At 65.0% G+C, this 20909-nt stretch carries 20 protein-coding genes and 1 tRNA gene; 14 read left to right on the forward strand and 7 right to left on the reverse strand.

All coding sequences use genetic code 11. The features are described 5' to 3' along the window. Window positions 1-59: 59 nt before the first annotated feature. Window positions 60-136 (reverse strand) — tRNA-Met (locus N2602_RS36115). A 421-nt stretch (window positions 137-557) separates the two neighbouring features. On the opposite strand from N2602_RS36115, the gene N2602_RS36120 reads away from it, so the two are divergent. Next, the gene (locus N2602_RS36120) at window positions 558-2150 is read left to right on the forward strand and encodes a GMC family oxidoreductase (RefSeq protein ID WP_260383799.1); all 1593 of its coding nucleotides are present in this window, start codon (window positions 558-560) and stop codon (window positions 2148-2150) included. A gap of 152 nt (window positions 2151-2302) precedes the next feature. Here the strand turns inward: N2602_RS36120 and N2602_RS36125 are convergent, their stop codons facing one another. Further along, window positions 2303-3064 (reverse strand): SDR family oxidoreductase, encoded by a 762-nt coding sequence (locus tag N2602_RS36125; protein ID WP_260381083.1) that lies wholly within the window; start codon window positions 3062-3064, stop codon window positions 2303-2305. A 121-nt stretch (window positions 3065-3185) separates the two neighbouring features. Here N2602_RS36125 and N2602_RS36130 point away from each other — a divergent pair, with 121 nt between their 5' ends. Both N2602_RS36130 and N2602_RS36135 read left to right on the forward strand, forming a co-directional pair. Then, window positions 3186-3698 (forward strand): CvpA family protein, encoded by a 513-nt coding sequence (locus N2602_RS36130; protein ID WP_260381084.1) that lies wholly within the window; start codon window positions 3186-3188, stop codon window positions 3696-3698. A 243-nt stretch (window positions 3699-3941) separates the two neighbouring features. Then, a complete protein-coding gene (locus tag N2602_RS36135) occupies window positions 3942-4724 on the forward strand; it encodes an SDR family oxidoreductase (protein WP_212260058.1) in 783 nt (260 codons plus the stop codon). A 184-nt stretch (window positions 4725-4908) separates the two neighbouring features. Here N2602_RS36135 and N2602_RS36140 read toward each other — a convergent pair whose 3' ends face one another. Further along, window positions 4909-5385 (reverse strand): DUF3775 domain-containing protein, encoded by a 477-nt coding sequence (locus tag N2602_RS36140; protein ID WP_172787046.1) that lies wholly within the window; start codon window positions 5383-5385, stop codon window positions 4909-4911. 127 nt (window positions 5386-5512) lie between these two features. On the opposite strand from N2602_RS36140, the gene N2602_RS36145 reads away from it, so the two are divergent. The 8 genes from N2602_RS36145 (at window position 5513) to N2602_RS36180 (ending at window position 13672) form a co-directional block, all read left to right on the forward strand. Beyond that, complete coding sequence (locus tag N2602_RS36145) at window positions 5513-6364, forward strand: MBL fold metallo-hydrolase (protein WP_260381085.1); 852 nt, start codon at window positions 5513-5515, stop codon at window positions 6362-6364. A 207-nt stretch (window positions 6365-6571) separates the two neighbouring features. Next, window positions 6572-7414, forward strand: a complete 843-nt coding sequence (locus N2602_RS36150; RefSeq protein WP_260381086.1) for a fumarylacetoacetate hydrolase family protein — start codon at window positions 6572-6574, stop codon at window positions 7412-7414. A 131-nt stretch (window positions 7415-7545) separates the two neighbouring features. Next, complete coding sequence (locus tag N2602_RS36155; RefSeq protein ID WP_212260054.1) at window positions 7546-8157, forward strand: glutathione S-transferase family protein; 612 nt, start codon at window positions 7546-7548, stop codon at window positions 8155-8157. Between the two features lie 16 nt (window positions 8158-8173). Then, complete coding sequence (locus tag N2602_RS36160) at window positions 8174-9043, forward strand: MBL fold metallo-hydrolase (protein WP_260381087.1); 870 nt, start codon at window positions 8174-8176, stop codon at window positions 9041-9043. A 211-nt stretch (window positions 9044-9254) separates the two neighbouring features. Beyond that, complete coding sequence (locus N2602_RS36165) at window positions 9255-10403, forward strand: alpha/beta hydrolase (RefSeq protein ID WP_311738821.1); 1149 nt, start codon at window positions 9255-9257, stop codon at window positions 10401-10403. A 65-nt stretch (window positions 10404-10468) separates the two neighbouring features. Continuing rightward, window positions 10469-11440 carry an iron exporter MbfA gene (gene mbfA / locus N2602_RS36170; RefSeq protein ID WP_172787040.1) on the forward strand — a complete coding sequence of 324 codons (972 nt, stop codon included), beginning with the start codon at window positions 10469-10471 and terminating at the stop codon, window positions 11438-11440. Window positions 11441-11682: 242 nt separating this feature from the next. Continuing rightward, window positions 11683-13155, forward strand: a complete 1473-nt coding sequence (locus tag N2602_RS36175; RefSeq protein ID WP_260381088.1) for an amidase — start codon at window positions 11683-11685, stop codon at window positions 13153-13155. A 163-nt stretch (window positions 13156-13318) separates the two neighbouring features. Next, the gene (locus N2602_RS36180) at window positions 13319-13672 is read left to right on the forward strand and encodes a nuclear transport factor 2 family protein (RefSeq protein ID WP_172787038.1); all 354 of its coding nucleotides are present in this window, start codon (window positions 13319-13321) and stop codon (window positions 13670-13672) included. Between the two features lie 148 nt (window positions 13673-13820). Here N2602_RS36180 and N2602_RS36185 read toward each other — a convergent pair whose 3' ends face one another. Together N2602_RS36185 and N2602_RS36190 are read right to left on the reverse strand one after the other, a co-directional pair. Further along, the gene (locus tag N2602_RS36185) at window positions 13821-14909 is read right to left on the reverse strand and encodes a Zn-dependent alcohol dehydrogenase (RefSeq protein ID WP_172787037.1); all 1089 of its coding nucleotides are present in this window, start codon (window positions 14907-14909) and stop codon (window positions 13821-13823) included. 201 nt (window positions 14910-15110) lie between these two features. After that, window positions 15111-16895 carry an acyl-CoA dehydrogenase family protein gene (locus N2602_RS36190; RefSeq protein ID WP_260381089.1) on the reverse strand — a complete coding sequence of 595 codons (1785 nt, stop codon included), beginning with the start codon at window positions 16893-16895 and terminating at the stop codon, window positions 15111-15113. 221 nt (window positions 16896-17116) lie between these two features. Here N2602_RS36190 and N2602_RS36195 point away from each other — a divergent pair, with 221 nt between their 5' ends. Next, a complete protein-coding gene (locus tag N2602_RS36195) occupies window positions 17117-17818 on the forward strand; it encodes an SDR family oxidoreductase (protein WP_172787035.1) in 702 nt (233 codons plus the stop codon). A gap of 123 nt (window positions 17819-17941) precedes the next feature. Then, window positions 17942-18772 (forward strand): enoyl-CoA hydratase, encoded by an 831-nt coding sequence (locus N2602_RS36200; RefSeq protein WP_260381090.1) that lies wholly within the window; start codon window positions 17942-17944, stop codon window positions 18770-18772. A 180-nt stretch (window positions 18773-18952) separates the two neighbouring features. Here N2602_RS36200 and N2602_RS36205 read toward each other — a convergent pair whose 3' ends face one another. Together N2602_RS36205 and N2602_RS36210 are read right to left on the reverse strand one after the other, a co-directional pair. Beyond that, window positions 18953-19576 (reverse strand): GNAT family N-acetyltransferase, encoded by a 624-nt coding sequence (locus N2602_RS36205; protein WP_260381091.1) that lies wholly within the window; start codon window positions 19574-19576, stop codon window positions 18953-18955. Window positions 19577-19643: 67 nt separating this feature from the next. Beyond that, window positions 19644-19847, reverse strand: coding sequence for a DUF1127 domain-containing protein (locus N2602_RS36210; protein WP_172787032.1), 204 nt, complete (start codon window positions 19845-19847; stop codon window positions 19644-19646). Between the two features lie 110 nt (window positions 19848-19957). Here N2602_RS36210 and N2602_RS36215 point away from each other — a divergent pair, with 110 nt between their 5' ends. Next, the gene (locus N2602_RS36215) at window positions 19958-20857 is read left to right on the forward strand and encodes a transcriptional regulator GcvA (protein WP_172787031.1); all 900 of its coding nucleotides are present in this window, start codon (window positions 19958-19960) and stop codon (window positions 20855-20857) included. Window positions 20858-20909: the final 52 nt, after the last annotated feature.

Consider the following 20909-nt stretch of genomic DNA (forward strand, 5'->3'; position numbering starts at 1 on the left):
AACAAAAACGGCCCGCATCAAGCGGGCCGTTGTCGTCTCGGATCCGGTCAATCCGAATTTGGTTGCGGGGATAGGATTTGAACCTATGACCTTCAGGTTATGAGCCTGACGAGCTACCGGGCTGCTCCACCCCGCGTTAAACCTTTGCGCGCCTTCGGTTAAATCCTGGGGACGGTCGGTTGAGGCCGGCGCTGGTCGCGCTGGCTTGCCGCTTCCGTCCCAAAGGCTTCCTTGGAAGGCGACCCCCGGGCAATGCCCGTCGGGTGCGGGGGGTATGTATCAAGGCGGGCTGCCTTTGGAAAGGGCTGCGGGAACGTTTTTTTCGACTTTGTGACAGGGGGATGAGCGAATTTCCGCCCCGTTCCGCGCGCTCTTGCCAGAAGTTCCACAAAGGACCAGCTTGCGGCAACAAGATGAGGGGCGAAAACGCCTTGGGTCATTCCGGGGCGATGCGCAGCATCGAACCCGGAATCCATTTCGCAGCACGTTATGCGGCTCAATGGATTCCGGGTTCGCGCTTCGCGCGCCCCGGAATGACGAGAAATGGGGGGCTAATATTGACCGACACATTCGATTTCGTCGTCGTGGGCGCGGGCTCGGGCGGCTGCACCGTCGCAGGGCGGCTGTCGGAGGATGCGGGCACATCCGTCGCGCTGCTCGATGCGGGCGGACGCAACGACACCTGGCGGATCACCACGCCATTCGGGCTGGCTTTGCCCTACGCCGCGGCCAACTGGGCCTTCGATACCGTGCCGCAGAAGGGCTTGAACGGCCGCATCGGCTATCAACCGCGCGGCAAGGGCCTCGGCGGATCCTCGGCCATCAACGCGATGGTCTACATCCGCGGCCACAAATGGGATTACGACCATTGGGCCGCGCTCGGCAATGCCGGCTGGTCGTATGCGGACGTGCTGCCCTATTTCAAGCGGTCGGAGAACAACGCCGATTTCGACGGCGAATATCACGGCAAGGGTGGCCCGCTGCACGTCAACAGGCTGCGCTCGGACAACCCGATCCATGACGTCTTCCATCAGGCCGCGCGCGAGGCGCAGTTCCGCATCCGCGAGGACTTCAATGAAGAGGACCATGAGGGGCTCGGCAGCTACCAGGTGACCCAGCGCCACGGCGAGCGCTGGAGCGCGGCGCGCGCTTATCTGGCTCCCCACATGGACAAGCGGCCGAATCTGCGGGTCGAGACGGGCGCGCAGGCAACGAAGATCCTGTTCGAAGGCGGGCGCGCGGTCGGCATCGAATATGTGCAGGGCAGACAAAAGAAGCAGATGCGCGCCCGCCGCGAGGTGATCCTCGCCGCCGGTGCCTTCCAGTCGCCGCAGCTATTGATGCTGTCGGGAATAGGCGACGGCGATGCGCTTGCCGCGCACGGCATCGGCGTCGTGCATCACCTGCCCGGCGTCGGGCGTAATCTGCAGGACCATCCGGACTTCGTGTTCGTCTACGCCTCCGACTATCCGCACTTCGTTCACGCCTCGCTCGGTCGGCTGCCCTCCCTGCTGCGCGGCATCCAACGCTATCGCCGCGAGCGGCGCGGCGTGATGACGACCAATTTCGCCGAGTGCGGCGGCTTCCTGAAGACCCGGCCTGATCTCGACGTACCGGACATCCAGCTCCACTTCGTCATCGCGATGCTCGACGACCACGGCCGCAAGAAGCACAAGGAGGCCGGCTTCTCATGCCATGTCTGCCTGCTCAGACCGAAGAGCCGCGGCAGCATCTGGCTGAAAAACGCCGATCCGCTCGCAGCACCGATGATCGACCCAAATTTCCTCGGCGAGGAAGAGGATGTCGAGAGGATGGTCGCCGGCTTCAAGACGACGCGGCGTCTGATGGAGACGCCGGCGCTGCGGGCGCTACAGAAGAAGGACATGTTCACGTCCGACGTGAGAACGGACGACGACATCCGCGCCATTCTGCGCGCGCGGGTCGATACCGTCTATCACCCCGTCGGCACCTGCAAGATGGGCATGGACGCGATGGCCGTGGTCGACCCGACGCTAAAGGTGCATGGCGTCGAAGGATTGCGCGTCGTCGACGCCTCGATCATGCCGACGCTGATCGGCGGCAACACCAATGCGCCGACCATCATGATCGGGGAGAAGGCGGCGGATATGATCCGGGGAGAGATGCGGTAGCATCGCCTCCCGTCATTGCGAGCGCAGCGAAGCAATCCAGAATCCCTCCGCGGAAAGACTCTGGATTGCTTCGCTGAGCCTGTCATCGGGCCGCGCTTCGCGCGGACCCGTTGGCTCGCAATGACGATGTGGATAGGGCGGCGAATACACGTTCAACTCAGCAAAAACCCGCCGTCCACCGTCACCACGCTCCCCGTCATGTAGCGCGACGCATTCGACGCCAGCAGCAGAATCGCGCCGTCGAGATCGGACTCGGCGCCGACGCGGCGTTGCGGGATGCGTTTGGCGAGGCGCTCGCCTGATGGCGTCGACCAGAAGGCGTGGTTCATCTCGGTATCGATGTAGCCGGGCGCGAGCGCGTTGATGCGGATGTTCTGGCCCGCGAGCTCCAGCGCCATCGCTCTCGTCGCCTGGATGATGCCGGCCTTCGAGATCGCGTAAGGCGAGAGCGCCTTCAAGACGCCGGTGCCGAGCACGGAAGCGATGTTGACGATGTTGCCCGGCTGCTTGCGCGCGATCATGCGGCGCGCGACTTCGGTCGCGAGGAAATAGGCGCCCTTGAGATTGGCGCCGATCACCGCGTCCCAGTCCGCCTCGGTCTGATCGGTCGCGAGCTTCTCGATGGCGATGCCGGCATTGTTGATCAGCACGGTGACGGGACCGAGCGCGGCTTCGGCGGCATCGACCGCCTTGGCGATCGAGGCGGTGTCGGTGACGTCGAGCGCGACCGTCGCAGCGCGGCCGCCCTTGCCGCGAATTTCCTCTTCCAGGCTCTTCAACTTGTCGGCCTGCCGTGCGGCCAGCGCGACGGCCGCACCATGCGCCGCCAGCACGCGGGCAAATTGCCGGCCCAGCCCCTGGCTCGCACCGGTGACGAGGATGGTTTCTTTACTGACGTCGAATAGGTCTGACATGACGCGTTCCTTGCGCGGTTCCCTTACTCTTTGGAGCCACCAATACAGACGATTTTAGCGATCTGAAACCGGAATGATCGGCTCGGCGTTCATTCGTTCCGTCGAGGCAGGGCTTTCGCGCATGAACAGTTTCGATCTCGCCGTCTACGCCGCGCTCGCCGTCGCGGTCGGCTTCGGCTTCAGGACCGGGCTGCTGCGCAGCGCCATGACCATCCTCGCCTATCTGCTCGCCGCGCCGATCGCGGTGGCGCTGATGCCGCTGATCGCACCGCAGATCGCCGGCAATCCCAACTCGCCGCTGCTGCAGAACTGGATCTGGTTCTTCGCCATCTTCGTGGTCGTCGGCATGTTGTTCGGCCAGATCGGCCGCGTTGCGTTGAACGACACGATCGGCGAGACCGGCATCGGCGACCGGCTCGGCGGCGCCGCGCTCGGCGCCGCCAGGGTCGGCCTCGTCGCCACCACCCTGGTGCTGGTGTTCGACCAGATCGTGCCGACGAGCCGCCAGCCGCCCTTCCTCGCCGGCTCGCATCTGCGGCCGCTGTTCTCGACCGTGGGCCAGATGGGCTTCAAATCGCTGCCGCCGGAAGCCGCCGCCGCAATCGATCGCCTCAAGCAGGAGCGGCGGATCTAGAGCGCGACGAGGTCGCGCCCTAGATTCTCGTCTCGGGCATGATCTTTTCGGAAAACCGCTCCACACTTTTCGCTAACGCGCCCTTCGGGTCCGGATCATGCCGCTCCGGACCATGCCCGCGCTTTTGCATCACCCGATCGCGCGCCATGCATTTTGGTGCGAGCCCCTCCCTTATCAGCGGCGTCGCACTTGGCTAGAGTGCGGCCCGTCCAAAACCTGCCTGATAGTTACGGGAGTGAAACAGTGGATCTTGGGATCAAAGGTCGCCGCGCCATCGTCTGCGCATCCAGCAAGGGCCTCGGCCGCGCCTGCGCCATCTCGCTGGCGGAGGCCGGCGTTCACGTCACGCTGACCGCGCGTGGCACTGACGCGCTGAAGAAGACGGCCGATGAGATCCGCAAGGCCTATCCCGACGTGACGGTCACCGAGATCGTCGGCGACATCACGACGCCGGCGGGCCGCGAGGCAGTGCTGAAGGCCTGCCCCGAGCCCGACATCCTGATCAACAATGCCGGCGGCCCGCCGCCCGGCGATTTCCGCAACTGGACCCGCGACGACTGGATCAAGGCGATCGACGCCAACATGCTGACCCCGATCGAGCTGATCAAGGCGACCGTGGACGGCATGATGGCGCGCAAGTTCGGCCGCATCGTCAACATCACCTCGGCGGCGGTGAAGGCGCCAATCGACATCCTCGGCCTCTCCAACGGCGCACGCGCCGGCCTCACCGGCTTCATCGCCGGCCTGTCGCGCAAAACAGTCATCAATAACGTCACCATCAATGGCTTGTTGCCGGGCCCGTTCGAGACCGATCGCCTCACCGGCACCGCGAAGGCCGAGGCCGACAAGCGCGGCGTCAGCCCTGAGCAGATCCTGGCCGAGCGCGCCAAGCTCAACCCCGCCGGCCGCTTCGGCCAGCCCGACGAGTTCGGCTATGCCTGCGCCTTCCTGTGCGGCGCCAAGGCCGGCTTCATCACCGGACAGAACATTCTGCTGGATGGTGGTGCTTTCCCGGGGACGCTGTAACGCATCATCGCAGGTGTACTCCCTCGCCCCGTTCTTACGGGGCCGCGACGAGCTTCGCTCGCGCTGAGAGGGTTGGGGTGAGGGGCTGCTGCAGCAAACACGGTGACAGTCGGACTCGCGGAGAGTCCCCCTCACGCGGCGCTTCGCGCCGACCTCTCCCCGCAAGCGGGGCGAGGTAAGATCATCACCGCTGCTTGGTCGGCTCGTCCTCATCCTGCTGGCTCGGAGCGGAGGAATCGGCGGTGGTGCGCTCATCGGTCCAATCGACGCCGAATTCGTCGAGGCCGTTCGCAAGCAGGTCGCCCAGCATCGGCTCGCCGAGCAGATAGTGCACGGTTTCGCGGCGCGGGCTGCCATACTCGCGCCGCGCCTCCACCGCGCGGGCGCGCAGATCGTCCCATTCATCGATCGAGCCGTCGCCGCGGCCGAGCCAGGTCAGCGCGACGAGATCGAGTTGCTCGTCCTCGTTCAAGGCGATCATGAAGCTTCCGAGTTCCTGGACGACAGGGTCGGAGCCGTCATCGTCGAGGACGTCCATCATATCGTCATCGGCCGCGTTCGAACCGGAGTCGGGATCAGAAGCCCCCTCCTTGACGTCGAATTCGCGCGCCTTCTCGATGATGAAGGCGACCTTGTCCGCGGAAATCGCAAGCTCTGGCATGGCTTCCCCTTCGGCGTCTGTCTCGGGTTTCGGCGATAACGCCGCACCGCGTCAGATGATCCATTGCGCTCGATGGCAGAAAATGTGCATGTTCCAGCGCAAGAGCAAGAATACGGGGAGGCGCCGGATGCAGTGGAAGGTCGGCAAGGTCAGGATCACCAAATTCGTCGAAATGGAGACGGTCGGCTCGACCCGCTTCATCCTGCCGGCAGCCACCCATGACGAGATCCAGAAGCTGCCCTGGCTGATCCCGCATTTCGCCACCGAAGAAGGCCGACTGAAGATGTCGATCCATTCGCTCGTGGTGGAGACACCCTCGCGCCGCATCGTGGTCGATACCGGCCTCGGCAACGACAAGCAGGGCCGCAGCGTGCCCACCTGGAACAACCGCAGCTCGCCGTTCCTGGAGACGATGATTGCGGCCGGCTTTCCGCCCGACAGCATCGACACCGTGCTGTGCACGCACCTTCACGTCGACCATGTCGGCTGGAATACGAAACTGGTCGATGGCCGATGGGTGCCGACCTTCCCGAAGGCGCGTTATGTCTTCGGCAAGACCGAATATGAGCATTGGCGTGATGACACGGCCGAGCCGGACAAGGTCGCGGTGTTCAACGATTCCGTGAAGCCGGTGGTCGATGCCGGCCAGGCCGAGCTGGTCCCGAGCGACCACCGGCTCTGCGAGGAGATCAAGCTGATTCCGACCCCCGGTCACAGCCCGGGGCATATGAGCGTCCTGATCGAATCCGACGGCGAGCAGGCGCTGCTGACCGGCGACGTCGCCCATCATCCGTGCCAGATGGCGCATCTGGAGTGGTGCTCGACGGTGGATACCAACCCCGCGCAATCGGCGGCAAGCCGGCGCGCGGTGTTCTCGCGCTTCGCCGACACGCCGACGCTGGTGCTCGGCGGGCACTATTCGGCCGGGCATATCAAGCGGGATGGGGACGCGTTCAGGTTTGTGGCGCTGCAATCATAGGCTTCGTAGGGTGGGCAAAGCGAAGCGTGCCCACCGGTCCGGGCTAACTGGAAGAGATGGTGGGCACGGCGCCTTGCGCCTTTGCCCACCCTACGAGCGCCGGAATCGGGGGGCTGCAATGCGCCGCTTTTGAGCGGTTGAATTTCCTGCCGCCCTGTTCCAAGAAGCTATTCAACCGATCGGTCCAATCTCCAGGGAGAAACGAGAATGAAGCTTGTTCGTTATGGCGAGAAGGGGGCGGAAAAGCCCGGCCTGATCGACAGATCCGGCCAGTTGCGCGACCTGTCGGCGCATGTGAAGGACTTCACGGGTGAGGCCTATTCGCCGGAATCTTTGAAGAAGCTGGCGGCGCTCGATCCCGCCTCGCTGCCCGCCGTGTCCGGCAAGCCGCGGTTCGGCGCGCCCGTCACCGGCATCTCGAAATTCATCGCGATCGGCCTCAACTATTCCGACCATGCCAAGGAGACCGGCGCGGAGATCCCGAGCGAGCCGATCATCTTCATGAAGGCCAACACCTCGCTGTCGGGCCCGAACGATCCGGTCGAGAAGCCGCGCGGCTCGACCAAGCTCGACTGGGAGGTCGAGATCGCCGCCATCATCGGCACCCGCGCCAAATACGTCTCGGAAGCCGACGCGCTGAACCACGTCGCGGGCTATTGCGTCTGCAACGACGTCTCCGAGCGCGCCTTCCAGATCGAGCGCCTGGGCCAGTGGACCAAGGGCAAGTCGCACGACACGTTCGGCCCGCTCGGGCCGTGGCTCGCGACCAAGGACGAGATCAAGGACGTGCAGAACCTGTCGATGTGGCTCGACGTCAACGGCCAGCGCCGCCAGACCGGCTCGACCAAGACCATGATCTTCTCGATGGCCAAGTGCATCTCCTATGTCTCGCAGTTCATGACGCTCCTGCCCGGCGACGTCATCACCACCGGCACCCCTCCCGGCGTCGGCCTCGGCATGAAGCCGCCGACCTTCCTCAATGTCGGCGACGTCGTGACGCTCGGCATCGAAGGTCTCGGCGAGCAGCGCCAGGAGATCATCGCGGCGTAAGGCCTCCGCTCTCTCCCCGTCATTGCGAGGAGCTCTTGCGACGAAGCAATCCAGGTTCTTTCTGCGGAGACAGTCTGGATTGCTTCGCTTCGCTCGCAATGACGAAAACAACTGCTCATCAGGATCGTCCCATGAAGCTCACCTTCTCCCCCGCCTCGCCCTTTGCCCGCAAGGTGCGCATCGCTGCGATCGAGCTCGGGCTGATCGACAAGATCGAGCTCGTGCCTGCGAGCGTCGCGCCGGGCACGGCCAACGAGGACTATTCGAAGATCACGCCGCTGAAGAAGCTGCCGGTGCTGATCACCAACGACGGCGACGTGATCCTGGATTCCTACGTCATCGTCGAATATCTCAACGAGATGGCCGGCGGCAGCCTGATCCCGGATTACGGCCCGCGGCGCTGGAAAGCCAAGACCAATCACTCGCTGATCAACGGCATGCTCGATTCCATGCTGCTGTGCCGCTACGAGAAGATGGTGCGGCCGCAAGGCCTGCAATGGCAGGCCTGGTCGGACGATCACTGGAACAGGGCCTGGACCGGCATGGCGCGCTTCGAGAACATGCCTGACGTGCTGAACGGCCCGTTCGACATCTCGCAGATCGGCCTCGTTTGCGTGCTCGGCTATGCCGACTTCCGCTTCGCCGATTGCGGCTGGCGCAAGGCCTATCCGAAGCTCGACGCCTTCCACCAGAAGATGCTGGAGCGGCCCTCGGTGAAAATCTCGGTGCCGCCGCCCGCATAAAATTTCGGGAGTTCTCATGAGCCTCAAATTCTCGGTCGGCGATCTCACCATCCATCGCGTCATCGAGCAGGAGACCTCGTTCGTCCCGGCGCTGGAGATGCTGCCGGGACTGACGGCGGACGTGCTGGCCGAGAACCGGGCCTGGATGCGCGAGGCGAAGGCGCTGGACGAGCAGGACGTGCTGCTGCTGTGCTTCCAGTCCTACGTGGTGAAGACACCGCACCATACCATCCTGGTCGACAGCTGCATCGGCAACGACAAGCCGCGCCCCAATCGGCCGAAATGGAACATGAAGACTGACGACACGTATCTGCGCGGCCTCAGCGCCGCCGGGTTCGGGGTCGACGACATCGACTTCGTGATGTGCACGCATCTGCATGTCGACCATGTCGGCTGGAACACGCGGCTTCAGAACGGCCGCTGGGTACCGACCTTCCCCAAGGCGCGTTACATCTTCGCCAGGCAGGAATTCGATCACTGGTCCGCGCAGAATGCGAAGACGGAGATCCCGCCTTTCGCTGACAGCGTGTTGCCGGTGGTCGAGGCTAACAGGCACGAGCTCGTCGGCAACGACCACGAGATCGGCGACCACGTCCGCATCCTGCCGACACCCGGCCACACGCCCGGCCATATCGCCATCACGATGGGCCGCGGCAAGGACGATGCGGTGTTCTCCGGCGACCTCATGCACTCGCCGCTGCAGACGCTCTATCCGGAGCTGTCGATCAAGTTCGACGTCGATCCGGCCGCAGCCGCGAAAACGCGCCGCAGCTTCCTGGAGCGCTATTGCGACACCGACACGCTGTGCTGCACGGCGCATTTTCCCTCGCCGTCGGTTGGGAAGATCCGGCGCAAGGGCAACGCGTTCGTGTGCGAGTCGGTGTGATTTAGCCGAGCTCGCACGGCGAACTCCCATCCTCCCCTGGAGGGGAGGATCGGTTCGCATGCAGCGAAGCGGAATGCGAACCGAGGTGGGGTGACGGTCTATCCTCGTTGAATACTGCCCGAGCGGAGAGATCACCCCACCCCGCTCGCGCTTCGCGCGATCGACCCTCCCCCTCCAGGGGAGGGTAAGAGACGCTCAAGTGGAGGAAACGATGACCGCACTCCCCGACATCCCCCTCCCCGCCGGGATCCGCTCGCGCTACGTCGACGGCATCAACGGCTTGCGGATGCATGTGCTGGAGGCCGGCTTCGAGACCAAGGGCCGGCCCTGCATCCTGCTGCTGCACGGCTTTCCCGAGCTCGCCTTCTCCTGGCGCAAGGTGATGCCGACACTCGCCGCGGCCGGCTACCACGTGATCGCCCCGGACCAGCGCGGCTATGGCCGCACCACGGGATGGAGCGCGGAGCATGGCGACGATCTCGCGCCGTTCTCGCTCTTCAATCTCGTGCGCGATGCGCTCGGCCTGGTGTCGGCGTTCGGTTACAGGCAGGTCGATCTCGCCGGGCACGATTTCGGCAGCCCGGTTGCGGCCTGGTGCGCCTTGATCCGGCCCGACGTGTTTCGCTCGGTGACGCTGATGAGCGCGCCGTTTGGCGGACCGCCGCCGTTGCCGTTCGGCACAGTCGACAATCCGGCAAAGCCCGCGGAGGAAGACCCCGTGCATCGCGAGCTCGCCGCGCTGCCGCGGCCACGAAAGCACTATCAATGGTACTACGCGACCCGTCCGTCCAACGCCGACATGCAGCACGCGCCGCAAGGCGTGCATGATTTCCTGCGCGCCTATTATCATCACAAGAGCGCGGACTGGACCGACAACAAGCCCTATCCGCTGCAGGCATGGTCGGCACAGGAGCTGGCGAAGCTGCCGACCTATTACGTGATGGACTTGCACGAGACCATGGCCGAGACGGTCGCGAAGGAGATGCCCTCGCCCGCCGCAATCGCCGCGAACCTATGGCTGCCGGACAGCGACCTCGCCTATTACAGCGCCGAATACAGCCGCACCGGATTCCAGGGCGGGCTGCAATGGTACCGCTACGGCACGTCGGGCATGCTCAACAACGAGATGCAATTGTTTGCCGGCCGCAGCATCGACGTGCCCTCCTGCTTCATCTCGGGCAAGCAGGATTGGGGCACTTATCAGCGGCCGGGCGTATTCGAGGCGATGCAGGGCCGCGGCTGCACCAAGATGCTCGGCTGCCATCTCGTCGACGGCGCCGGCCATTGGGTGCAACAGGAGCAGCCGGCCGCGGTGAGCCGGCTGCTGCTCGACTTCCTTGCAAAGGCCCACGCGGCCTGATTTGACCCGGAACCGGCAGCGCCCTATAGTTTAGAACTATTCTAAACTATAGTGACAGGGCCGCCGTGAAGACTTTTGCCGATCTGACTGAGCGCGAGGTGCTGGCGGTCGCGATCTCCTCCGAGGAGGAGGACAGCCGCATCTACATGACCTTCGCCGAGGATCTGAAGGAGCGCTATCCGGACTCGGCAAAACTGTTCGAGCAGATGGCCGAGGAGGAGCGCGGCCATCGCCACATGCTGCTGGAATTGTACGAGCAGCGCTTCGGGCAGCACCTGCCGCCGATCCGCCGCGAGGACGTCAAAGGCTTTCTGCGCCGCCGCCCGATCTGGCTGACCAAGAACCTGCCGCTCGACACGATCCGCCGGGAAGTCGAGACCATGGAGCTCGAGGCCGAGCGCTTCTACGCCAAGGCCGCCGAGCAGGCCGAGGACGTCAACGTACGCCGGCTGCTCGGCGATCTCGCCGAGGCCGAGAAGAGCCACGAGCACACCGCGGCGAGGCTGACCGACGAGATCCTGAAGCCCGACGTGCGCGCCGAGGAGGACCGCACGCGCCGGCGCATGTTCGTGCTGCAATATGTGCAGCCGGGCCTCGCCGGCTTGATGGACGGATCGGTCTCGACGCTGGCACCGCTGTTTGCGGCGGCGTTCGCCACGCACCAGAACTGGCAGACATTCCTGGTCGGCCTTGCCGCCTCGATCGGGGCCGGCATCAGCATGGGGTTTGCGGAAGCGCTGTCCGACGACGGCTCGCTGACGGGGCGCGGCTCGCCCTGGCTGCGCGGCATCACCTGCGGCGCGATGACGACGCTCGGCGGGCTCGGCCACACCGCGCCTTATCTGGTACCCGACAGCTGGGCCAATGCGTTCTGGATTGCAACGGCGATCGCCTGCGTCGTCGTGTTCTTCGAATTGTGGGCGATCGCCTTCATCCGCTCGCGCTACATGGACACGCCGTTCCTCCAGGCCGTGTTCCAGATCGTGCTCGGCGGCGCCATCGTGCTGGCGGTGGGGATCGTGATCGGGGCGGCGTAGTTCGCATCACATTCGCTGTCATGCCCCGGCTTGACCGGGGCATCCAGTACTCCGCGGCGGCAGTTCACTCACACAACTGGCGCCGCGGAGTACTGGATCGCCCGGTCAAGCCGGGCGATGACACCGACTTGGTGTTGGCTGTGCCGCTAAGGGCTAGCAGCATATCAATCTCGATCAAACAGACGTTGCGAGGTTGGGCCAAACTGCGCATCATCCTCGAACAACCAGAGCGGGAGAAGCGCGTGGCCGGATCGGAATGGAGTTTCAAGAGCGCGGTCGAATTGTCGGCCGCATTGAATGCGAGGAAGGTCTCGGCGGTCGAGCTCACGCAGGATGCGATCGCGCGTATCGACCGGCACGACGGCAGCATCAACGCGGTGTGCGTGCGCGATTTCGATCGCGCGCTCGTCGCGGCGCGCGAAGCGGATGCGGCGCTGGCGCGCGGCGAGCGCAAGCCGCTGCTCGGCCTGCCCACGACAATCAAGGAATCCTTCAACATCGCCGGCCTGCCGACGACCTGGGGATTCGTGCCGCAGAAGGACTTCAAGCCCGTGGAAGACGCGCTGGCGGTGGCCCGCATCAAGCAGGCCGGCGGCGTGATCCTCGGCAAGACCAACGTGCCGGTCGGGCTCGGCGACTGGCAGAGCTACAACGACATCTACGGCACCACCAACAACCCCTACGATCTCGGCCGCACGCCGGGCGGTTCGTCCGGTGGATCGGCGGCAGCCCTCGCCGCAGGCTATTGCGCGCTCGCCACCGGCTCGGACATCGGCGGCTCCCTGCGTGCGCCGGCATTTCATTGCGGCGTCTTCGCCCACAAGCCGACCATCAATCTCTGCGCGGCGCGCGGCGAGACCCCGCCGCCGTTTCCAGCGATTCCGCGCGAGGGCGACCTCGCCGTCATCGGACCGATGGCGCGCACGGCGGCGGACCTGTCCTTGCTGCTCGACGTCATGGCGGGACCCGATCCGCTCGACGGGGGGATCGCCTACAAGCTCGACTTGCCTGCCGCACGGCATCAATCGCTGCGGGATTTTCGTGTCCTGGTGATCGACAGCCATCCGCTGCTGCCGAGCGACCAGGATGTCCGCGGCGCGATCGACAAGCTTGCAACCGATCTTGCGAAGGCCGGCGTCACCGTCGCACGCGAGAGCGCGCGGCTTCCGGACTTCGCGGAGACGTCGCGGCTCTACATGCGCATGCTGCTGGGCTTCCTCGGCGCATTCTTACCTCCCGACGAACTGGCGGATGCGCAGGCAGGGGCAAGCCAGCTCTCGCCGGAGGACACGAGCCTCGGCGCCGAGCGACTGCGCGGTATCACCGCGAGCCACCGCGCCTGGGTGCTCGATGCGGGTAGCCGCGCCGTCCTCCGCGCGCAATGGCGGGCATTGTTCAAGAGCTTCGACGCGGTGATCTGCCCGATCATGCCGACGCCGGCCTTTCCGCACGATCACTCGCCGGAGCAGCGCCTGCGAACGATCAGCATCGACGGCAAGGACTACCCCTATTCCGACCAACTCGCCTGGCCGGGCATCGCAACGCTTCCGGGCTTGCCTGCGACGGCGGTTCCGCTCGGCCTGTCGAAAGGCGGCCTGCCCGTCGGCATGCAGATCGTCGGTCCGTGGTTAGAAGATCGGACGCCGCTCAAGCTCGCCGAGCTGATCGAGCGGGAGTTCGGCGGCTTCGTGCCGCCGCCACTATTTGGTGATTAGTCCTTCCCGTCATTGCGAGGAGCTCTTGCGACGAAGCAATCCAGACTGCGTCCGCGGAGACATTTCTGGATTGCTTCGCTTCGCTCGCAATGACGGAGTAAGATAACAATCGAGATTCCAGGTTCGCGCTCCGCGCGCCCTGGAATGAGGGGGAGGAAGCACCATGAGTCAGGATCTCGAGCAGCTCACCGCACTCAATCGCGACTACGTCGCCGCCGTGCAGAACTGCGACGTCAAGCGCTTCGACGAGATCCTGGCCCCGGAGTTCTATTGCTCCAATCCCGACAAGACGCTGGTCGACCGCGCCGCCTTCCTGGAGCAGACGGCGCGGCCGATCGCGATCCGCAATTTGCATGCACACGACGTCAAGATCCGCATTATGGGCGACTTCGCGATCATCCACGCCGCGACGAGTTACACGACGGCGGACGGTCAGCAGGCGAGCGGGCGGTACACCGACTGCTGGGCAAAGAAGAACGGCAAGTGGCTCGCGGTGTCCGCGCACGTGTCGCGGTGAAGAAGGCACACTGACCACACACTCTCCGCTGTCATGCCCCGGCTTGACCGGGGCATCCAGTACGCCGCGGCGGTCGTTCATTCACACAAGTCCCGCCGCGGCGTACTGGATCGCCCGGTCAAGCCGGGCGATGACACCGTCACGGCCGCTAATTATCGAACACGATCACGCTGCGCAGCGTCTTGCCGGCTTTCATGTTGGCAAAGCCTTCGTTGATCTCACTCAGCTTCAGCTTGGCGGAGATCCAGTCCTCCAGATGCAGCCGGCCGCGCAGGTAGAAATCGACCAGGCGCGGCATGTCCACGCGGAAATGGTTCGAGCCCATCGAGGAGCCCTGGATCTTGCGCTCGCGCAGGAAGTCGAAGCCGTGCAGCTCGATCTTCTGGCCGAACGGGATCATGCCGACGATCGTGGCGGTGCCGCCGGAAGCGAGCATGCCGAACGCCTGCTCGGCAGTCTCCTTGCGGCCGAGCACCTCGAAGGAATGATGCACGCCGCCATTGGTGAGGTCGCGGACCTGCTTCACGACATCGCCGTCGGCCGGGTTGATGATGTCGGTCGCGCCCAGCTTGGTCGCGAGCTGGAGTTTTGCGGGATTGGTGTCGATGGCGATGATACGGCCGGCGCCGGCGATCTGCGCGCCGTTGATCGCGGCCATGCCGACGCCGCCGCAGCCGATCACGGCGACGGTCTCGCCGGCCGTCACCTTCGCCGTATTCACCACCGCGCCATAGCCGGTGATGACGCCGCAGCCGATCAGCGCGGCGAGATCGAGCGGCATGTCCCTGCGGATCTTCACGATGGCGTTCTCGTGCACCAGCATCTGCTCGGCGAAGGAGGAGAGATTGAGAAATTGGTGCAGCTTCTCCGGCTTCGACCATTGCATGCGGTTGGAGACGCCCGGCAGCATCTTCACCGTCGCGTCGGTGCAGAGCACGGTGCGGCCGGTGGTGCAATTGTCGCAGGTGCCACAGAAGACGGAGAGACACGTGACGACGTGGTCGCCCGGCTTGACATAGGTGACGTCGGAGCCGACCTGCTCGACCACGCCGGCGGATTCGTGCCCGAGCACCGCAGGCAGCGGATGCGGATAGAGCCCTTCCATGAAGTGCAGATCGGAATGGCAGAGGCCAGCGACCGCGGTGCGGATCAGCACCTCGCGCGGGCCAGGCTTCGGCAGGCTGATGTCCTCGATGACGAGCGGCTGGTTGACTTCATAGAGGACGGCGGCCTTCATCGGTGTTTCCTCGTTGTTTTTGTTTCACTCGTCGTCGACTCTGCACCTCTCCCGAAGGGAGAGGTCGGAAGCGCATCGAAGATGCGATTCCGGGTGAGGGGTTCGGGTCTCACGTGAGCGCGTAATCCCTCACCCGGATCGCTTACGCGATCCGACCTCTCCCTAGGGGAGAGGTGAACTGCGCTCGCTGCCACAGTTAGCCTACGCCGCCAGGACCAGTTCGCCAACCTCGCTCATGCTGGCTGCGCGATCGCCGAGCAGAAGTTCGGCGATCTTCGCCTGCGCGGCATTTTCCGTCAGCCGGAACGGATCGCTCGGCGTCACGCGATGGTCGATCACGAGGCGCGACAGCAGCAGCCGGCGCGCATCGCCGCGCATGTCGTGGATTCGGTGTGCTTCCCAGGCGAGGGCGACTGCGCTGGCGACGTGATAGAGCACGCTGGTGGCGCGGCGCGCATCCGCCTCGTTTTCGGACTTAGCCGCGACTTCGCGCGCGAAGCCGACGGCGCGGTCGGTGAGGCCACGCAGATGATCGCGCCAGGCCTGCGGCACCGAGGCGCTGTCGTCGAGCCGGGCGTGCAGATCGGCCGCGAGTGCGGATTCCGCGCCGTGACGACCGACCGCCCGCCGCAGCGCATCGATCGCGACGATGTTGCCGGTGCCTTCCCAGACCGAGCCGAGATGCGCATCGCGCAGCAGGCGGGCGGTGGCGAATTCCTCGATATAGCCGATGCCGCCGCGCATCTCGAGCGCATCGCCGCAGACTTTTCGCGCATCCCGCGTGGCGCGGAATTTCAGCGTCGGGGTCAGGATGCGCAGCAGCGCCGCCGCATCCTGGCTGCCGGCCTCGGCGCGGTCGAGCGCGTCCGCAGTGAGGAAGCTCATCGACAACGCCTGCTCGACCGGGAGCATGATCTTCAGCATCTGCCGCCGGCCCAGCGGCAGGTCGATGATGCGCTGGCCGAACACGACGCGATTCTTCGCCACCGTCATCGCGTCGTGATAGGCGCGGCGCATCAGCGCGGTGGATTTGACGCCGTTGGAGAGCCGCGACGAGTTCACCATCTCGGCCATCTGCACGAAACCGCGGTCGAGCTTGCCGACCGCATAGGCGATCGCGCCTTCGAGCTTGATCTCGCCCGAGGCCATCGAGCGCGTGCCGAGCTTGTCCTTGAGGCGCACGATCCGGTAATGGTTCTGGGTGCCGTCGTCGAGGAAGCGCGGCATCAGGAACAGGCCGACGCCGCGCGTGCCGGGCCCGGCACCTTCGGGCCGCGCCAGCAGCATCACGACTTTCGCATCGGCATTCGAGCAGAACCATTTCTCGCCATAGAGACGCCAATGGTCGCCCTCCTGCACCGCACGCGTGGTCAGCGTGCCGACGTCGGAGCCGCCTTCCTTCTCGGTCATGAACTGGCCGCCCTGCGTCAGCTTGCTCATGTCGGTCGAGGTCAGGCCGTCGAGATATTTCGCCTTCAGCGCCTCGCTGCCGAAACGCGCCAGGAGCTTGGCGCAGCCGTCCGTGACGTTGATCGGGCAGCCCATGCCGAATTCGGTCTGGTTGAACAGGAAGGTGAAGGCATGCTTGGCGACAACAGGGTATTTGTCCGGCCAGCCCATGATGCCCTTGGCGATCGAGAGCGCGTGGATGCCGAACTGGCCGAACGCGGCGTTCTCCAGCTCGCGATAGGCCGGGTGATATTCGATCCATTGCACGTCGCGGCCGAACTTGTCGCGCTGGTGCAGGATGGGCGTGTGGCGGTCGGCAAGCCGCGCGCATTCGTCGAGATGGCCGCCGGCGAGCTCGCCGAGGCGATCGAGATGCGGCTCGATGTGGCGGAACAGATTCTCCGGCAGATGAATGCGGAGCAGGTCCGTCAGCGCGGGATCGGCGCGGTAGAAATTCATGCCTGATGTATCGGGCGCCAGCAGGCCGGAGGGTGCGGCCGCGGCATTTTTTGGCTGCGCTGTGACCGGTCCGGGCATGATCGTCCTCTTCGTTTCCGTCCGACGGCAATTCTTTGCGCTTGCCGCTTTGGATGATGTCGATCATGCTCCCGTCGCGGACAGCGATAAAGCCGCAAAATATCAGGGCGGCATGATCGCCGCGCGGGAGCAATTCGCCCTGCGGAATTGTGGCCGCGCCGGCTGGTTGTCCGCACGGACCGTGCCTAGATCAACGGCTCCTGTCTGCGAGAGATCACCAAATGGAACATCCGAAATACAAGATCGCCCTCATCGTCGGTGCCGGCGAAGGCCTCAGCGCATCGCTGGCGCGCCTGCTTGCGGCGCAGGGCATCCGCCTCGCCCTCGCTGCACGCAAGATCGAGAAGCTTGGCGCGCTCTGCACCGAGACCGGAGCGAAGGCCTATGCCTGCAACGCCACCGAGCCCGACGAGGTGGAGCGGCTGTTCGGCCTGGTCGAGCGCGAGATCGGCACGCCCGACCTCGTCGTCTACAATGCCTCCGGCCGGACGCGCGGGCCGTTCGTCGACCTCGTGCCGGCCGACGTCGCGCAGGCGATCGCGGTCAGCGCCTATGGCGGCTTCCTGGTGGCGCAGCAGGCGGCCAAGCGCATGCTGCCGAACCAGCACGGCGCGATCCTGTTCACCGGCGCCTCCGCCAGCGTCAAGGGCTATGCGCAGTCCGCTCCCTTCGCGATGGGCAAGTTCGCGCTGCGGGGCCTTGCGCAGAGCATGGCGCGCGAATTGTCGCCGCAGGGCATCCATGTCGCGCATTTCGTCATCGATGGCGGCATCAGGAGCGCGACGCGGAGCGAGCCGGCGGACAAGCCGGATTCGATGCTCGATCCCGACGCGATCGCACAGAGCTACTGGAACGTGCTGCAGCAGCCGCGCAGCGCCTGGAGCTGGGAGCTGGAGCTGCGGCCCTGGGTGGAGAGGTTTTGAAGCAAGCTAGCAACAACACCCGTCATTGCGAGGAGCGAAGCGACGAAGCAATCCAGACTGCCTCCACAGAAGGATTCTGGATTGCTTCGCTTCGCTCGCAATGACGATAGAGCGGGAGGCGACATGACCACGGAAACCACCATCGACACCGGCACCAGTGAGCTCCTTTGCGCGATCCGCGACCGCGTCGCGATCATTACGCTGAACCGGCCGGAGGCGCGCAATTCACTGTCGGACACGCTGACGCCGGCGCTGCGCACCATGATCCGGACCTGCGCAGAGGATCCGAACGTTGGCGCGCTGCTGCTCACCGGCGCGGGCGAAGCCTTCTGCGCCGGCGGCAACGTCAAGGGCATGGGCGCGCATCGCGATCCCAAGAAGCTCGAGATGTCGCTGGACGATCGCATCGCCGACCTTCAGGAGCGGCAGCGGCTGCTCACCGGCGCGCTGGTGTCGGTGCGCAAGCCGACCATCGCTGCGCTCCCCGGCCCCGCGGTCGGTGCTGGGCTTGCCATCGCCATGGCCTGCGACATCCGCATCGCCGCGCAATCCGCCTTCGTCGCCACCGGCTATGCCCGCATCGCGCTCAGCGGCGATTACGGCATCGCCTGGCTGCTTACTCGGCTGGTCGGCACCGCGCGGGCGCGCGAATTGATGTTCACCGGCGACCGCGTCGATGCCGCGCGCGCCGAAGCGATCGGGCTCGTCAACCGCGTCGTGCCCGACGACAAGTTGCAGACCGAGGCGTTCGCGCTGGCCAGATCGCTGGCCGAAGGCCCGCGCCTCGCGCTGCGCTACATGAAGGACAATCTCGACGAGGCCCTGCTGTTCGACTTCGAAACCGCGCGCGACCACGAAGCCGAACGGCTGGTCCGCCTCACCACGACCGCGGATCACAAGGAGGCGGTGCAGGCCTTCATCGAGAAGCGCAAGGCGGTTTTTACGGGGAAGTAATTAGGACCGTCATTCCGGGGCGATGCGCAGCATCGAGCCCGGAATCCATTGGGCTCCAAAACGCGCGGTGAAATGGATTCCGGGTTCGCGCTACGCGCGCCCCGGAATGACAATGGAGAGAGAGTGCGAAAGCAAAAAAAATGCCCGGCTCTGGCTTGGCCAGGCCGGGCTGCAGTCATGTCAGGCCGAGGCTGAGGGGCTGTCGGCCTGACGGGAAAGGGCGGCGAGGCGCCAGCTCGCACAGGGAATGTCCTGCGGCGCGAGGTTGATCTCCTTGTCGAAGCGCACCAGCTTCCAATCATCAGGATGGTTGACGAACGTGAAGCCGGATTTGCGCGCGAGCGAGACCATGGTCTCGTTGGAGCGCAGCGTGTCGCCGAACATGTGCTCGGCTCGAAGCGCGGCGGCGCGGCATTCGAGGTTCTTCATCAGCGCGGTGGCGATGCCGTGGCCCTGCCAGCGGTCGTCGACCGAAAGGCCGAACTCGAGCGCCGCGGTCTCGGCATGGAAGGCGTAGCGCGCTTCCGCCACGATAGTCTCGAAGCCGTCGACCGTCATCGTCGCCACGACGGTGAAGCGATCGCGCTCGCCGACCTCGAGGAAATCGTGCAGCAGGCCCTTCGGCAATTCGCTGATCGCGCCGAAGAAGCGGTTGTAGCGGGAGCGGGTCGAGAGCGAGCGGAAATAGTGCTGGAGCTCGTCGGTGTCGCGCGGCTCGACGAAGCGGACATTGAGCCGCTCACCGTGCCTTGTGCGCAGCACGTCCGAATATTGCTTGAGGTCTTCGAGGCGAAGGGTGCTCATGACGCATGCCCTGCGGAAAGGGACCGCCGGCGCCCCTGTGCTCAGGCGGCGCCGGCCTGGCGGCCTATCAGGCCCGCCAGAAGGGTTTATCGGCCTCGTAGGCGATGTCGGACCAGGACAGCCCGACGTCGTGGAGGTCGCGGGCAGTCCAGTTGGTCAGCTCGCGCCGGGTCCGGTAGCGTTCGTGCCAGACGTGAAGGATCTCGCCGATCTGGTAGAAGACGCCGTGCGCATGATGATTTGTCATCGAGTTGTCGGTCAATGTAGACATTTTCAGCTCCTGGAGCTACGTTGACCGCTAATATCTGCCTCCTGTTGCGCCGCGACAAACGACAATTTGTACCTTTTCGCATGAAATAACGTCATGTATCCTGCTGCCAAATGACTGCCAGATTGCCCTCCCTGAACGGATTGCGGGCGTTCGAGGCCGCCGCACGCCATCTCAGCTTCACGCTCGCAGCCAGCGAGCTGAACGTGACCCAGACCGCGATCAGCCATCAGATCCGCAGGCTGGAGGAGGAGCTCGGCATCCGGCTGTTCATCCGGCAGAACCGGGCGTTGGCGTTGACGCCGGAGGCGCGCGACTATCTCCCGGGCGTCCGCGCCGCCTTCAACGATTTGCGCCTCGCCACCGACCGTCTCTTGCGCAAGGACGACGACAAGGTGCTGACGGTGTCGACGCTGGCCTCGCTCGCGGCCAAATGGCTGCTGCCGCGGCTGACCGACTTCCAGGAGCAGCATCCCGGCATCGACGTGCGCATCACCACCTCGACCAGCCTCGTCGACTTCCAGCGCGACAATGTCGATGCCGCGATCCGCTATGGCCGCGGCCAGTGGCCGGGCCTGCGTGCCGACTGGCTGATGGCCGACGAATTGTTTCCGGTGTGCAGCCCCTCGCTGCTGCGCGGCGACAAGCCGCTGCGCCGGCCCGAGGATTTGCGCAACCATCCGCTTCTGCACACGTCGAGCACCAACAGCGACGACTGGCGGCTATGGCTGACCGCGGCGGGCCAGCCGGCCGACATCGCACGGCACCCCGGCATCACCTTCGACATGATCTTCATGACCATCCAGGCCGCCATCGACGGCATCGGCGTCGCGATGGGCCGGACCTCCTACGTGCAGGACGATATCGCCAAGGGCCGACTTGTCGTGCCGTTCAAGATCGCGCTTCCTGCCGATGCGGGGTTCTACCTGGTCGCGCCGGAAGGCCATCGGGAGGCGCCGAAGCTGGCTGCGTTCCGACAATGGCTGATTGCTGCAACGCAAAATAAGGCCTGAAAAATCAGCAGCTTCCTCTGCAAAACGGATTGACTCGCCGCTTCTCGCGCGG

The sequence above is a fragment of the Bradyrhizobium sp. NC92 genome (assembly GCF_025200865.1).
Taxonomy (GTDB): Bacteria; Pseudomonadota; Alphaproteobacteria; order Rhizobiales; family Xanthobacteraceae; genus Bradyrhizobium.